Source organism: Sinosporangium album (assembly GCF_900100605.1).
GTDB lineage: Bacteria > Actinomycetota > Actinomycetes > Streptosporangiales > Streptosporangiaceae > Sinosporangium > Sinosporangium album.
Window position 1 is genome coordinate 1 of sequence record NZ_FNCN01000061.1, and the last position, 14,047, is coordinate 14,047.

The window sequence follows — 14,047 nt, forward strand, 5'->3', positions numbered from 1 at the left end:
GCTCCGGCTCCGGCTCCCAGTCGATCATGGTCTTGACGGTAGCCTGCCCCGCCAGTGCCCACCCTGTTGGGACCTGCCCAGACATGTATGGGCATGCCTAGGCATGCCCATCGCCGAACACGCATACATCAAAGAAACGGGCCCATCTGGCGCTGCACACGCCAGACGGGCCCTTGACCAGATCAGGAAGCACCGAACAAGGAGTCCTGACCCAATGTCCAACCTTAAGGGCTTAGCCCCCCAACCGAGATCCATGGGAACGTTCGACAACGAACCGCTCCCAATGGGATGTGCGGCATGCGGCACCGCACCGTACGCGCACGGCGTCGGCGACGACGGCCACAACTACGAGGCCCCCTCGGCCGGCCTCATGGCCGCGCGTCTGCGGGAGCGCTACCAGCAGCACGGCCTCATCCCGTTCCCGCGGTACGACACCGCGCCCAAGCCGGTGCTCGTCCCCGCGCCGCGCCCGGCCGCCGACGAGCTCGTGGTCGAGCCCGCCCCGGTCGCACCCGTGGCCACCGCGGCGGCGCTCACCGAGGAAGCCGTGCCTACGTCGGCGGACGCTGAGCAGTCACGGCGTGACGAGCGCCCCGTCGAGCTGCCGACCCGGGCGCCCGCGACCACAACGCGGCCGTGTCTCTCCCGGCCGCCCGCCACCGTGCCCTACCAGCGGCCTCGCCGCTACGCCAAGAAGGTACGGGTAAGAACTGGTCCGTATGGGAAGTGGACACCACAGGCCGCTTCCCCGACCAAAATGGTCACAACCCCCACCATCAGCCCATCAACACCCCACCTGATCTCGCGTGCTCCCGCCCTGCGGGACTCGCGTGCCGGCGGCGGCACGGGCACTGCCCTGACCCCGGGATCGCCCGCGCCGCCGCCATCTGCCACCAACCGCCAGCCCATCGAACAGGCGGTGGCGGCATGAACACCGTCGTCCGTGTCCGCTGGACTGCTGACCGTCCTCCCACCCCCACGGGATGCCGCTGGTGCGGCCACCCCGCCGCCGCCCACCCCAACGCCGAACTGCCGCACCGGCCGCAGCACGCCTACGCGCCGCCGACCACCGCGCAGGCCCACGCCCGGTCCCTGGTGTGGCGCCACCTCGCCGACCAGGCGGCCCGCCGCGCGGGCATGCTGCCCATCGAGGCCCAGGCGGCCGCCGCCGTCGCGGTACGGCGCGCGGTTCCCCGGCAGCGGACCTCGCCCCTCACCCGCCGCCCCCGCGGCCGCACCCTCGCCGGGAAACCCCTCGTCGAGAAGGCCACGCTCCCCGACGACACGACCTTGCAGCGGGTGCTCGCCGGACTGAAACGGCTCGACCGGTGACCGGCCGCCCCCGCCTCATCGGCGGCACCACCTGGATCATCGTCTCCGACCCGCAAGCGCGAGACGACGCCCACGATGCGGCCGAGCTCACCGCACTGCGCCGCGCCTACGGCCACACCTGGTCGATATGGCGCTCCCGCGCCGGCGGCGCACCGGCTCACTGGTACGCGAGCCGCCGCCGCGCGCTCACCCCTGCCGCCCGGATGCTCGGCTTCCACCCGACCCTTGCGGCACACAGCGCAGACAGGCTCCGCGTCCTCCTCGAGCGGCAGCCCCCACCCACCGACCTGCCTATGCAGCACGCCCCCTGACCGGGGGTGCTGCACAGGCACTCATCAGGCGCGCCGGATCCCAGCCCTTCCTCCGCCGGCCGCGCCACCGGCGCACAGCCCGGCCGTTGCACGGGCTGTGCGCCGCCCCGGGACACCGGTCAGGTACGGCCTCGCGGAGAGGTCCTGCCCGGGCCGGCGTGCCCCCGTGATCGCCGCGGGGTCCTGGAAGGAGGGCCAGGACCCCGCGGCCCCAAGCACAACCGGCCACAAGTAAAGAAAGGAGCTCGACGATGCCCAGCACCGTGCAGCCCGGCGAGGCCTACGACGCCCTGCCCGAGCCCCATCAGCGCGCATACCGCACCCTCGGCATACACCCCGGAAAGCACATCTCCGCCGCGGCCGCTGCAGTGGTCCTGGACACCCCCCACGAGCAGGCCGTCACGCACCTGGATGCTCTGGCCGCGGCCGGGCTGCTCGAGGAGTGCGAGTCCGGCCGCTACCGCTTCGCCGCAGGGGCTCACGACCACGCCCTCGGCATGGCCGAGGGCTACGACTCCGTACGCCACCGCATCCGAACGCTCGACCGAACCATCGACTGGTACCTGGTCAAGGTCCTTGAGGCCGACCTGACCGCCATGCCCGACCGGCTGCGGACCAGCCCCCGCTACCGCCGCGTCGAACGCGGCGCCTTCGACGACGCCGCGGCCGCCCTCGACTGGGTCGACCACCACCTGGACGTCCTGCACGCCCAGGTGATCGCGGCCTATGAGAACGGCATGTACGAGCAGGTGGTGGCCATGGCCGAGGGGCTCAGATCGGTGTTCCTGCACCGTAGCCACCGCAGATGCACCGAGGTGTGGCACGCCGCCACCCAGATGGCGGTGGCCGCCGCCCGGATGCTCGGCGACCGGATGCTGGTCGGCCGGATGCTCACCGCCCGGGCCTCCTACCTCCTGCACGTCGGAGAGCTCGCGCGAGCCCTGACCTGCTCGAGGGAGGCTACTCAGGCCGCGCGCAAGGCCCGTGACCTGCCGGGGGAGGCCGCAGCGGCCGAGATCGAAGGCGTTGTCCGGCTGAGCCTTGGCGAGGCCGCAGCGGCCGAGGCGCGATTCCGCGCCGCCTGCGCCTTGTTCGAGGAGGCCGATGACGCTCGCGGGACGGCTCTGCTGAACCGGCGGCTCGCCGAAGTAGCGGTCGTGCAAGGCGACTACGACACCGCCCTCGCCCGGTTCCGCACGGTCCGCTCCTTGTTCACCGACCTGGGTGACCGCTACAACCTGGTCCGCACCGGCGCCCTCGTGGGCGCAGTCCACATCCGCATGAACAATCCGACCGCGGCCAAGCCGGAGCTTGAGCGAGCCCTGGAGATCGCCGAGCAGATCACCCACACCGGCATCCAAGCCGACATCCACACCAGCCTGGCCCTCATCGCCACCGACGAGGCCACAGCGATCTACCACCAGGACAAGGTCGTCGAACTCCTCCAGTGGCCCCACTCGCCGGGCCCGCAGGCCGCACAGCCCGCCGCGGACCCGACCGGCGCCTGATCCACCGGCAGACGCCGACTCCCCCCTCAGCCAAGCCGCCCTGAGCGGCGGCGGCCCTCACTCATAGGAGCTGTTGTGACCTCGCCCATCACGGACGACGGTACAAGCCACTGCTCTACCCTCCGGACCGGTCGGCGCCCCTGGCCGCCGGTCCGCAGGCGCACCGCCCTCATCCACGCGGCGCTCGCCCTCCTGCCCCTGGTGCCTTCCTCGGCCACCACGCTGTGGGAACTCGCCGAGCACGTCTTCCCGATCCCCGCAGTCCCATGGGCAGACGTGCCGCTGCGGACGATCAGCGCCATGCTCCTGGTGCCAGTCTTGATCTGGATCACGTCCTCTAAAGCCTCCGGCGCCATCGGCATCCCCAAGGGCCTACCCCGACGACTGATCACGGTCGCGGCGGCATGCGTGGTGGCTGTGGCAGTGATCGCCATGAACACGTTCGTCACCGTGGAGATCGACCCGGTGCTGCTGAGGATCAGCACACAGCTAGGCAGCGTGGTACTCGCAACATCGGTCATCATCGGGCTGGCGGCACGCCGCGGACTGAACGCCCGGGCGCTGGGCCTGGGGCGGCCCCGCCGAGGGGACCTGGCCGTCTTCGCCGCGGCGTTGGCCACCTTCGCAGCCGGTGGACTCCTCATACACACAGGCATGCTGTGGGACGGCGTCCCCGAGATCCATCGCACCAGCGCCGCATTCTTCACGCCGTGGGAACAAGCGGAGCTGGCCGTGATGATCCTCAATGCCTCCTTCGTGGAAGAACTCGTGCTCGCCGGAGTCGCCAGCGCGATCCTCGCCGAGAGGTTCTCCCGGTGGGGATGGTGGGGCGCGGTGGCCGTCCTCGCCGCGATGCGAGTGCTCTCCCACCTGTTGATCTCTCCGTGGCAGGTCGTCAGTTTCGCGCTGGCCGGCGTGGTACTGCCGCTGCTGTACCGGTGGCGGCGGCGCCTGTGGCCGCTGATTGCCGCCCACCTGACATACAACGTGATCAACGCGTGGGCCTCGACCTACTGGGCGGTCGGCACCGCGGCGGCCGTGGGGGCGGCCGTACTAATCGCACACGCGCTCCGCCGAGACCGGCAACGCGCGGGAAACCGATGAACCCCAGCCCGCAGACACCACCCGCCCCCCAGAACTCGGCCGCAGGCCCGATCCACGGCCTGGTCCAGGCGGGCACCGTCACCGGCGGCATCGTGATCTACGGCGCCGCCGGCCCGACACCGCCGCCGCGGCAGCTTCCACCGGCAAGCCGGGCATTCGTCAACCGCGTCACCGAGCTCGCCGAGCTCAGCGACGCACTCACCCACGCGGGCACCGCTCCCTGGTGCCCGCCCGCCCCGGCCCTGGTCGTGATATCCGGCCCCGGCGGTGCAGGCAAAACGGCGCTGGCAGCCCGATGGGCACACGAAATCAGCGGGCAGTTCCCCGACGGCCACCTGTATGCCGACCTGCGCGGCTGCAGCCCAAGCCCCAGCCCCGCCGCGAGCGAGATCATGCACCGCTTCTCCCGCGCCCTCGGCGCCACCCCCGCGCAGATCTCACCTGACCCGGAAGACCGGCTGGCGCTCTACCGCACTCTCACCAGCCACCGCAGCCTGCTCATCATGCTCGACGACGTCGCATCCTCCCGGCAGATCATGCCGCTCATGCCGGCATCAGCCCGCAGCCTGGTGGTGGCCACCACCCGACGAGAACGGCTCGGCGGGCTCATCGGCCAAGACCCGCACCGCCTCACGGTGGGCCCGCTCCCCGAAACCGAGGCGATCGCATTGCTGGAGCGACTGCTCGGCCGTCGCGTCAACGACGAACGAGCCGCCGCCGAGCAGCTCGTCCAAGACTGCGGCGGGCTGCCTCACGCCCTGGTCGCGGCCGCGGCCCACCTATCGACCCGGGAGCGGTCACTCACCTCCCTGGCCATGGAGCTGGCCGCGAGAACAAGAACCCCGGAGAGGAAACCCGTGAATGCCAGCCGCACCGGCACCGTGCTCGACGCGGCATATGCCGGACTGACCAGCCAGGGGCAGCGCGCCTACCGGAGACTGGCCTTTCATCCCGGCCCGCGCGTCGCTTCCATGTCTGTACAGAGGATTCTCGACGTTGACGCGGTCGAAGCCCTGCGCGTGACCGCCGAACTGCGCAGCGCCTGCCTGCTGCAGCAGGCAGGCGGCTTCTACACCATCGACACCACCGTGCAGGAGCATGCCCGGGCCCTGGCCGAGCACATCGACACCGCACAGGCCCATGCCGAAGCCATCGAGAGAATCGTCGGCTGGCTGCTCGACGCGGCCCTGACGGCCGACCTTGCCGCCATGCCCGATCGGCTGCGCTACACCGACCGCTACCAGCAGGCGCACACAGCAGGGCTGGTGTTCGAGACCGCTGCGGACGCGCTGGACTGGCTGGAGGAGACCGCGGCGGAGATCCGCGCCGCCGCCGCGCTCGCGCTTGAGCGCGGGCTGCATCCGGAGGCGTGCGCCTTCGCCGAAGCCATCAGGTCGCTCGCGCTGTATCGGCGCGCGTATCCCGTCTGGGACAGCGTCACCGACATTGCCCTGCGTGCCGCCCAAGCCATGGACGATCCGGGACAGCTCAGCCGCTCGGCGGTCGCCCGCGCCTCCTACCTTGTCGCCCTCAGGCGATACACCGAGGCGGCCGACCTGCTGGGCATCGCGGTCAAGAACGCGCGCAATGCCAGCGACGAACTCAGCGAGGCGTCGGCACGGCAGACCCTGGGCACCGTGTACAAGCGGCTCGGAGACGACGCCGGCACGCACGGCAGGAGCAGACACTTCGATGAGGCGCGCAAGGAGTACAAGGCAGCCGCAAGAATCTTCATCGCCCACGCCAGAGACCGGGCCGTCGCCCTCACCTGGCGGCACGCGGGGGAGCTCGATCTCTCGGCCCGCAGGTACGGCTCCGCGCTGGAGCACCTCCACCGCGCGTGCGACGAGTTCACCGAGCTCGCGGACACCTCCAACATTGGATGGACCCTCGTCCGTATCGCCGAGACCTACCTTCGCAAGCCGTCTCCGCGACTCGTGGTGGCGGAGACACGCCTCGGCCAGGCCATGGAGATCGCCCAGGCGGCGACCCACCGGCCGATGCAGGCCCAAATCCTTGGCCTGCTGAGCGAGGTCGCCGAGGCCCGGCACGAGTACAGCGCAGCGGTCGGTTACCAGGAGCAGGCCGCCGCGCTGCTGCGCGAGCTCGGCCATCCCGACACGGTCCGGGCGGAGGCCCGCCTGAGGTATCTGCGTATAGATCCTGCAGGCAGCGCGGCCGACCCCACCGACGTATGAACGCTGACCGGGTATCTCTTTCGCTGGTCGACCGTACGTGACGGTGGTCAGGGCGCAGGCATGTTCATGACCCACGACGAGGGGTTCCCGATCGGCATGGTCATCGAGGGAATGGGCCCTCATTTCTGGTCAGAAATTTGAAACCGCGCCACATCGGCGCAGGTCGAGCTCCTTGCAGTTCTGATGCCGCCACAACCGAAAAACTGCCCGCCTGCCGACACGGCAGGCGGGCAGTTCAACATCGATGCGGGATCAGGGGTTACACGCCCCAGCCAGTCCGGCCGCCGGGACGCCGCTCGCGTGTGCTCCGGACTGAGCTGTACGAGGGCGCCTTGGTCGACCCAAGGAGCAGGCCGACCCACGGCCACCTCCGCTGCAGAGCTGAAACCGCGACCTGGTACAGCGTCACACACGCACCTCCCACCGCGAGGACCACCGCCGCGGCGGAGGCCGGGTCCAGCTTGATGCCACGGACCGCAAGCCACGCGATCACAGAGCCGCCGACGACTGCGACTCCGGTACGGATCCACGAAATGATGAGATCGGACAAGTCGTCCTCCAGACACGACAAGACCCCGGCCATCCGGCACGGGGCGAACGGGTGTTGCGGATCAGGACTCAGAGGCGCAGCAGGGCTGTCCATGTCTTCGGACCGACCACTGCATCAGGCCGCAGCTTCTCGGTCCTCTGGAAAGCGCGGACTGCTTCGGCGACGGCGACGCTGAACACGGTCTCGTCTGTTCCCGAAGGGATGGGGAACCCGCGTGCCCACAGCAACGCCACGAGCGTCTTCACGTCCCACCGCCGGTGGTCGTCCTTAACAACGCCGGCCCCGATTCTGAGAAGGGGGAGATCACGCACAGCTTCCTCCGTCCAAGTACGTTTCACAGGGCGTACAGCCCCAGCCCGCACCCACGCATAGAGCGGCTCACCTGGGCAGGAGGTGGCATAGCCATCACGATGGCCAAGGACTTCGTCCCCGGCTCCGCGCTGCCGGAGGTAGTCGATGGCACCCCGTAGCCCTGTGAGTATTTCGTCAGTCGGCTCGACCAGGCCGCACGTGCCGAGCAGTGCGCAGACCGCGTAATGGTCGGTGTTGCGGCCTTCCCCGTTGGCGGCCGACATTACCCGGGCTCCGCGGCCCTCCCAGATGATGCCGTGCTCGCACACCAGCAAGTTGTAGGCGATATCCGACCAGCCGTTGCCGTCCATGTGCTGGCGCTGGACCGCGCGTATTTTGGACCTGCACCCTGTCGCACACCGTGATTTCGGCACAGAGGTAACCGGGGCGCCGAGATAGTGGACTTTCACCCCCCGGGCCGAAGGGAGCCGGGTCACGCGCCTCGGTGCACGAGCTCCCCAGCCCGATCGAGGAACCAGCTTCATGCGCTCGTCTCCTTCGCTGCCTGGGCCAGGCGGCCGCGGGCCACCTCGGCGTAATGGGCGGTGTTCTCGATACCGATGTAGGAGCGCCCCCCCTCGATCGCAGCGACACCTGCGGACCCCGAGCCTGCGAACGGGTCAAGGACGGTCCCACCGGCCGGGCACACACGAATGAGCTGACGCAGGATCCCGACGGGTTTCTGGGTGATGTGGACCCGGGCCGCTCCTCGTGGCTGCGAACCCTCCACAAGCCCTGGCAGATAGATCGGTGTTTCGTGCCGTACGGGCGTGCCGTGGCTAGCCCAGAGCACGTATTCGCATTCCCTCTTGAAGCCGTCCCGCTGTGGGCGGCTGATCGGCTTCCTCCAGGGGATGATGCCGCGCCATGTCCAGCCGGCGACCTGCAGAGCGTCGGACGTAGCAGGCGCCTGCCGCCAGTCGCAGAACACCAGGCATGAAGCACCTGGGCGAGCGATGCGCAGGCACTCCGACAAGATCAGCGACAACCAGTAGGTATACGACCTCTGGTCTCGGTTGTCGCCGGCGAAGTCGGCGAGAGTGTGCCCGGCGTCGGTGGAAACGTACTTGTCACGTGCGGTCGAGCCGACGCGTTCACCGGCGGTTCGACCGCCAGAGTTGTACGGCGGATCGGCCAGCACCAGGTCGACGGAACCGTTGGGGATGGTGGGCAGTACGGCGAGCGCGTCGCCACGATGAATCTGCCAGGTCATGGCTTCTCCTCGGGGTCGCGTACGCCCGCGGGTGGCGGGCGAGCGAGTCGATCGAGGGGGGAGGCCCGGGGGATTGCCTGGCCCCAGTCGTCCCCCGGTTCGACTGGGGCCAGGAGCTAGGTGCGGTTCAGGAACGTCAGCAGCGCGATCACCACGCCCGTGGCCGTCACCATGACACCCACAGCCGTCAGGAGAAGTTTGGTCCGGGCGGCGAGTTGAGGTCTGGTGACGGCCTCGCGTTCGATTACGTCGAGTCGCCGCTCCAGTTCTTCATCCCGTTCGATGGATGCCCGCCGGTCGGCATCGGCTTGGACGGTGATTTCTTCTGTGCGGCGTTCCGAGTGCTCTGCCCGATGGACGAGAAGGGCCAACTGGCCTTTGATCTCAGCGAGACCGACGGCGGTCATTTCGCTGAGCTTTGCGAGTGCTAAATCGAGTGAGTCACTCACTGAGACTCCATGGTCATGGAAAGGGCAGCATGGTGATCATCTCCCTGCCGGCGGTGCCTTCTGCGCATCACCCCGGCGCCTCCGGCGGCGCTATCGCCGGTTGCGTGCCGACGAACGTCGCCGACGGCTTGAGGCCGACAGTCGGCCGGACGGGTGCGGCGCCGGCGGCGCGGATCCAGTCGACGGCCAAGCGCCGGGATCGGACGCGGACGGGGTCGAGCCGCGTCTGCTCCTTGATAGGCGCCAGCGGATCCGGTGGAGCCGTACGGCGCGCGCCGACGTAGTCCAGGGCGCCCTGGCGGTCCGTCCGCGGCGCGGACGTGATCAGGACGCGGTGCCGCTTTGCCACGGCGATCCGCTCGAGGTGCGCCTGCAGGCGGGTCTCGTCCGACACCCCGGGGGTCCAGCAGGTCGGCAACTCCCGGGTGGCCTCCAGAATCGCCGCGGCGGCAGGGTCCTGCCAGGCGAACAGGTCCCCCAGATCGGGAAGGTACGGCTCGTAGAGGACGACGTCGAGCAGGGTGTCGAGGTCGTCGGGATCGAGGCCGTATTCTGCACACCGCCACTCGAACGCCGAGTGCGGGAAGGCGTGCTGAATGTGCATGCCCGAGGCAGGGGCCACCTGGTAGACGCACCAGATCGGCTCGGCACCGTCAGCCGCCGGCGGCGCAGTCTTGGCGGGGGCGGCGGCCTGCAGGGCGGCATTGCCGTAGGCCAGCTCGGCATCCCAGACCTGTATCTCCTCGGCCATGCGTTCCTCCCCAGGTCAGTGGCGGTGAGCCCACCAGTAGACGGCGTATCCGTCGGGAAATGAGGTGTTGATCCGAAACCCGGTCGGCAGCGACTCGGTGACGTACCAGGACCCGGACGGGTTGTGCGTGGACGGGCTGCCGAGGCCGCGGCGGATCACGCAGACCGGCCCCATGTTGCCGCTCATGGTCGCCCCGTAGGAGACGATCCGCGTGTTGGGCGCGGCACCGGAGGCGGAGAACACAATGGACCCGGCCATGATCCCTGCGGTCGGCCCCAAGGCGGTGTAGTCCCACCATTTGCCGACGTGCCGGGTCCGGCCGCTGCCGTCGAACCAGAAGTACTGCTCGTCTGCCGCGGTGCGGAAGTACCCGTAGAGGGCGTACCCCTCGGCAAGCTCCATGAGGCCACCGTTGGGGTCGACAAGGGCGGCATCGCGAACCTGCATCTGCATATACCCGGCGGCGATGGTGGTCTGCGAGGCGGCCGTGGCGGTGGAATTGGTGCCGGAGGTGACCTCGAACGTGGCCTCGCCAGCGAACTGGTCGTCGCGAGTTCTCAGCCGGGTGTAGTTCGAGCCGGCGTCGGCCGGGATGAACCGCATCTCGGGGTAGGCCGCGCCGGGCGGTGCGAACTCCAGGCGGCGCCCGGCCGCCGCGGTGCGGATGAACGCGCCGGTGATGGTCTTGCCATCGATCGCGTCACCGGACAGCTTGACCCCGGTGATCGACCCGGCGGTGACCTTGTCGGCCGTGACCGCGTTGGCTTTCAGGTGGCCGGTATCGATCGCGAGTGCTTGGATCAGGCCACCGGTGATGGTGTTGGCGATGACCTTGTCAGCGGCGTTCAGGGAACCGTTGACGATATTCGCGCCGCTGATGATCTGCCCGATGATGTCGGTGTCCACCAGCGGCTGGGTGGCGATGGCCGCCGCGCTGCTCGGCGTCGACTCGTTGCCGCGCCGATCGACGGAGGTGAGCCGGAACGTGCGGTTCGCACCATAGGGCTGGTCGGCCACCAGCAGCGCCCCGGCCGCGCGCAACGTGCCGACCTCCGTGAACGGACCGCCGATCCCGGCGGTACTCATCCACACGCGTACCTGCTCGAAGTCGGCCGGCATCGGGACCGCGCCGACGCCCTGGCCGTCCCAGTAGACCGAGATGATGCTGAGCCGGGTGGCCAGCTGGGGTGCGGTCGGCACCGGCGGCGGGGTGACGTCGTCGGGGATCAGCACTGCCTGGGGTGCGGAGAAGGTGCCCTTCACCCCTTGGGAGACTGCGCGCACCTTGAAGGCGTAGTGGATGTCGACCGGCAGCGGGCTGTAGGTCGCCGTGGTGTCGCCGCCGTCGGTCGCGGTCAGTTGCCTCCAGACCTCGCCGACGGAGTCGATCCGCCCGTACAGCTCGTATCCATCGACGTTGATCGCCACACCGTTGACGTCGGCGGCGACCGGCGACCATGTCGCGGTCACCTGGCCCCGGGCGTACCCGTGCTCGTCGACATACGCCAGCGGAGCCACGATCAGCCCGGCCGGTGCGGCGGGCACCCGGCCGCCGGCCTCGGGCGCGGGGTCGACGCCGCTACCTCCGGAGGCGACCCCGCCGCCGAGGATTCCGGCCGCGCGGCGGGCGGCTCGGATGTCGGCCTCGAGGAACCGATCGTTCAAGATGAGGTTTCCGCCGACGATGCCGTCCTGGTTGCGGGTCAGGGTGATCTGCCGGATGCGCAGGCGCTGCAGCTGGCCGCCGTCGCCGGGGGCCAGCACGTAGGCGCCAGGCGAGTAGTGCGCCCACGGCAGGTGCCGGGCGGCGTACGGGGTGATGCTGCGGGTGATCTGCACCCGCTCGCGGCTGGTGCGCTCCAGTGCGGCCTGCCCGAGCAGGGTGGCGGTGCCGGTGTCGGACACACCGCCCTGCTGCTGGTGGGTCTCCCACCGTCCCCACGGCGCGGTCGCCGAGGGGTTGGTGACCTCCAGGGAGAGGCCTTCCTCGCCCTCGATGAGGATCGCGCTGGCGAGCTCTTCGAGGGTCGCCTCGTCGGGGGCGTCGACGACGTCGCGGCCCAGTCGCAGCGCCACCGGTGACAGGCCGCCGGCCAGGTCGGGCGCCAACGTGGTGCCCTCGTTGAAGACGCGCAGGGTGCGGCCCTGCATCTGCCAGTCGATCACGCCCTGCTCGGAGAGGTTGATCAGCAGGGCCAGGGCTTCTTGGCCGGGCTCCAGGGCGAGGGTCAGCGCGTGGGCCCACGGCTGGCCCGCACTGTCGTGGGTGGTGGTGAAGTCGACGGCCAGGCCGGGCAGAGCGCCGCGGGCGTGGCCCTCATCGATGAGCGTGCGCAGCATCGCCCCGGCCGAGACAGCCGAGAAAGGCCGCTTGCCGTCGACCACCACCGGCCCCGCATACATGATCAACTTGCAGAGCATCCAGCTGTAGCCGGGCAGCGTGTAGGAGCGGGCGCCGGTCTCATCGGTCGGATCCCCGGCGCGCTTGATCCGCAGGAACCGGCCGTTCGGCGGCTCGACCCAGGCTGCGCCGGTGGAGTACTCGACGGCGACCTCGCACGGGCCGGCCAGGCGGGCCGCGCCGACGGCGTGCGCGCTGTAGGCCAGCGTCAGCGACGGCACATCGTTCAGCGGAAAGCCGGTGTCGATGGACAGAGGGTGCGGCAGCATGCCCGAGCGGGACCCGTTCGGCGCGTACGCCACCAGGCGCAAGTCATAGGTCGTCACAGGTAGGCCCTTCGGGCGCGGATCTGCAGGCCGCTCGCGCCGGTCGTGCCGGTCGCCGAGCTGGTGACGGTGACGGATCGGCTGTGCGGGTCGCCTCCGGAGATCGCCGGTGTCAGGTGCAGCCACCGCGAGGCCGAGCCGGGCCCGGCCGAGGAGACGCCGCCGGTCACATCCGTTCCGGCCGCCAGGTCCCAGGTGTCGCCGGCGACTTTCGCCGCGTGCAGCGCGGCGCAGTCGAGGAGCAACCGCTCGCCGGCGGCGAGGACGCCGTCCCAGGCGAGGGTGCCGCCGCTCACCACGTCGCCCACTTGCGGGTTGACGGCGGGCCCGGTGATGCGGAGCACCGCGTCGGTGACGGGTGCGGTGCTTCCCGCGAGCGGCGTCACCGCCTGGGCCGCGCTGGGCAGAGCGCCCGTCCAGGTGGCGGTCGCCACGTCACGCCAGATCGCGCCCGGCACGGTCAGCAGGACCTGCAGCCGGGCCACGGCGTTGCCGACGTCGACCATCGGTTCGCTCGCGGCCAGGGCGGTCGCCTCGGCGCGGCGGACGATTCCGGGCGCGGCGTGGTAGCGGACATCCAGCAGGCGGTGCCGCACGCCGAACGCTGCGGCGAGCGCCTCCAGGTTGTGTTCCAGCGCCTCGAAGCCGCCTTCGGCGCCGTCGGGCCTTACGGGGAGTACGTGCAGGTCCAGCGCGAACGCGGTCGGCTCGAGGTCCAGGCCGACAATGGGCAGGTCGCCGGAGCGGCCGGGCACCTTCACCGAGACGGCGCGGGCCGCGGGCATCGGCCGGCGGCGCGTCTCGGGCGCGAGGTACCAGCCGGGCCCGTCCATGCCGATGCCGTCGACGGTGTAGGTCGGGTACACGTGCTCATGCACTCAGACCACCCCCAGCGCCGCGGCGTACTGCAACGCCCGGTTCGTCGTCTTCGACGTCGGCTCGGCCTGCGGGTAGTGGTTATGGATCACGAACCGGGCACCTCCGGAGCTCTCGCCGTCGGTCTCCGGGTCGCTGAGGTGGTCGGCGACGTTGGGCAGGGTCGCCGAGGCCAGGCCGGAGGCGGCCCGGGCCACCAGGTGCTGGCCGGAATCGATGCCGCCGGCCAGCATCGCCGCGATCGTGCGACCGGCCTTGTCCGGAGGGTGGATTTTCAGCGGACCGGCTTTGGCCGGCGAGAACGGCAGGTACTCGCGGATCTTGGCGGCGATGTTCTTCATGGCCGAGCCGACGGATCCGATCATGCCCTTAATGCCGTTGATCAGGCCTTGGATGACGTTGCGGCCCGCGTTGTACAGCAGCGACCCGAGGCTTCCCAATGCGGAGGTGATCCGGCCGGGAATGCCGCGGACCAAGCCGAGAAGGGCGGAGATCGCGGTGGACACCGCAGTCTTGATCCGCGACCAAGCGGTGGTGACCAGGGTCCGGGCAGTGTTCCAGGCGGTGGACCAGGCGGACTTGATGGCGTTGAGGACGCTCGTGATGATCGACTTCACGCCGTTGATGGCGCTGGTCACGGCCGACTTGATGCCGTTCCAGACGGAGCTGGTCGCGGA

General features: G+C 70.0%; 13 protein-coding genes. 6 read left to right on the top strand and 7 right to left on the bottom strand.

Annotated elements, in window-relative coordinates:
- Positions 1 to 253: 253 nt before the first annotated feature.
- From BLQ73_RS29950 to BLQ73_RS29975, 6 genes are all read left to right on the top strand, one after another.
- On the top strand, positions 254 to 931 hold the full coding sequence (locus BLQ73_RS29950) for a hypothetical protein (RefSeq protein ID WP_143020525.1): 678 nt from the start codon (positions 254 to 256) through the stop codon (positions 929 to 931).
- Positions 928 to 1,332: a hypothetical protein gene (locus BLQ73_RS29955; RefSeq protein ID WP_093176101.1), complete on the top strand. Its 405-nt coding sequence runs from the start codon at positions 928 to 930 to the stop codon at positions 1,330 to 1,332. Before BLQ73_RS29950 ends, BLQ73_RS29955 begins: the two co-directional genes overlap by 4 nt.
- Positions 1,329 to 1,643: a hypothetical protein gene (locus BLQ73_RS29960; RefSeq protein ID WP_093176104.1), complete on the top strand. Its 315-nt coding sequence runs from the start codon at positions 1,329 to 1,331 to the stop codon at positions 1,641 to 1,643. The genes BLQ73_RS29955 and BLQ73_RS29960 overlap by 4 nt, the downstream gene beginning before the upstream one ends.
- Before the next feature lie 251 nt (positions 1,644 to 1,894).
- Positions 1,895 to 3,151 (top strand): tetratricopeptide repeat protein, encoded by a 1,257-nt coding sequence (locus BLQ73_RS29965; protein WP_093176107.1) that lies wholly within the window; start codon positions 1,895 to 1,897, stop codon positions 3,149 to 3,151.
- A 75-nt stretch (positions 3,152 to 3,226) separates the two neighbouring features.
- Entirely contained in the window at positions 3,227 to 4,255 is a 1,029-nt protein-coding gene (locus tag BLQ73_RS29970) for a CPBP family intramembrane glutamic endopeptidase (RefSeq protein WP_093176109.1), read from the top strand.
- Entirely contained in the window at positions 4,252 to 6,453 is a 2,202-nt protein-coding gene (locus BLQ73_RS29975; protein WP_093176112.1) for an NB-ARC domain-containing protein, read from the top strand. Before BLQ73_RS29970 ends, BLQ73_RS29975 begins: the two co-directional genes overlap by 4 nt.
- A 618-nt stretch (positions 6,454 to 7,071) precedes the next feature.
- Here the strand turns inward: BLQ73_RS29975 and BLQ73_RS29985 are convergent.
- The 7 genes from BLQ73_RS29985 to BLQ73_RS32950 form a co-directional block, all read right to left on the bottom strand.
- Entirely contained in the window at positions 7,072 to 7,665 is a 594-nt protein-coding gene (locus BLQ73_RS29985) for a peptidoglycan recognition protein family protein (RefSeq protein WP_176955774.1), read from the bottom strand.
- Positions 7,666 to 7,835: 170 nt separating this feature from the next.
- Positions 7,836 to 8,567: a DNA-methyltransferase gene (locus BLQ73_RS29990; protein ID WP_093176120.1), complete on the bottom strand. Its 732-nt coding sequence runs from the start codon at positions 8,565 to 8,567 to the stop codon at positions 7,836 to 7,838.
- A 116-nt stretch (positions 8,568 to 8,683) separates the two neighbouring features.
- The gene (locus BLQ73_RS29995) at positions 8,684 to 9,016 is read right to left on the bottom strand and encodes a hypothetical protein (RefSeq protein ID WP_143020526.1); all 333 of its coding nucleotides are present in this window, start codon (positions 9,014 to 9,016) and stop codon (positions 8,684 to 8,686) included.
- Between the two features lie 67 nt (positions 9,017 to 9,083).
- The gene (locus BLQ73_RS30000; RefSeq protein WP_093176125.1) at positions 9,084 to 9,767 is read right to left on the bottom strand and encodes a hypothetical protein; all 684 of its coding nucleotides are present in this window, start codon (positions 9,765 to 9,767) and stop codon (positions 9,084 to 9,086) included.
- Between the two features lie 15 nt (positions 9,768 to 9,782).
- Entirely contained in the window at positions 9,783 to 12,494 is a 2,712-nt protein-coding gene (locus BLQ73_RS30005; protein ID WP_093176128.1) for a phage tail protein, read from the bottom strand.
- Positions 12,491 to 13,372: a hypothetical protein gene (locus BLQ73_RS30010; RefSeq protein WP_245691554.1), complete on the bottom strand. Its 882-nt coding sequence runs from the start codon at positions 13,370 to 13,372 to the stop codon at positions 12,491 to 12,493. The genes BLQ73_RS30005 and BLQ73_RS30010 overlap by 4 nt, the downstream gene beginning before the upstream one ends.
- Positions 13,373 to 14,047: phage tail protein (locus BLQ73_RS32950; protein ID WP_420820050.1), on the bottom strand; the 675-nt coding region annotated here is incomplete at its 5' end.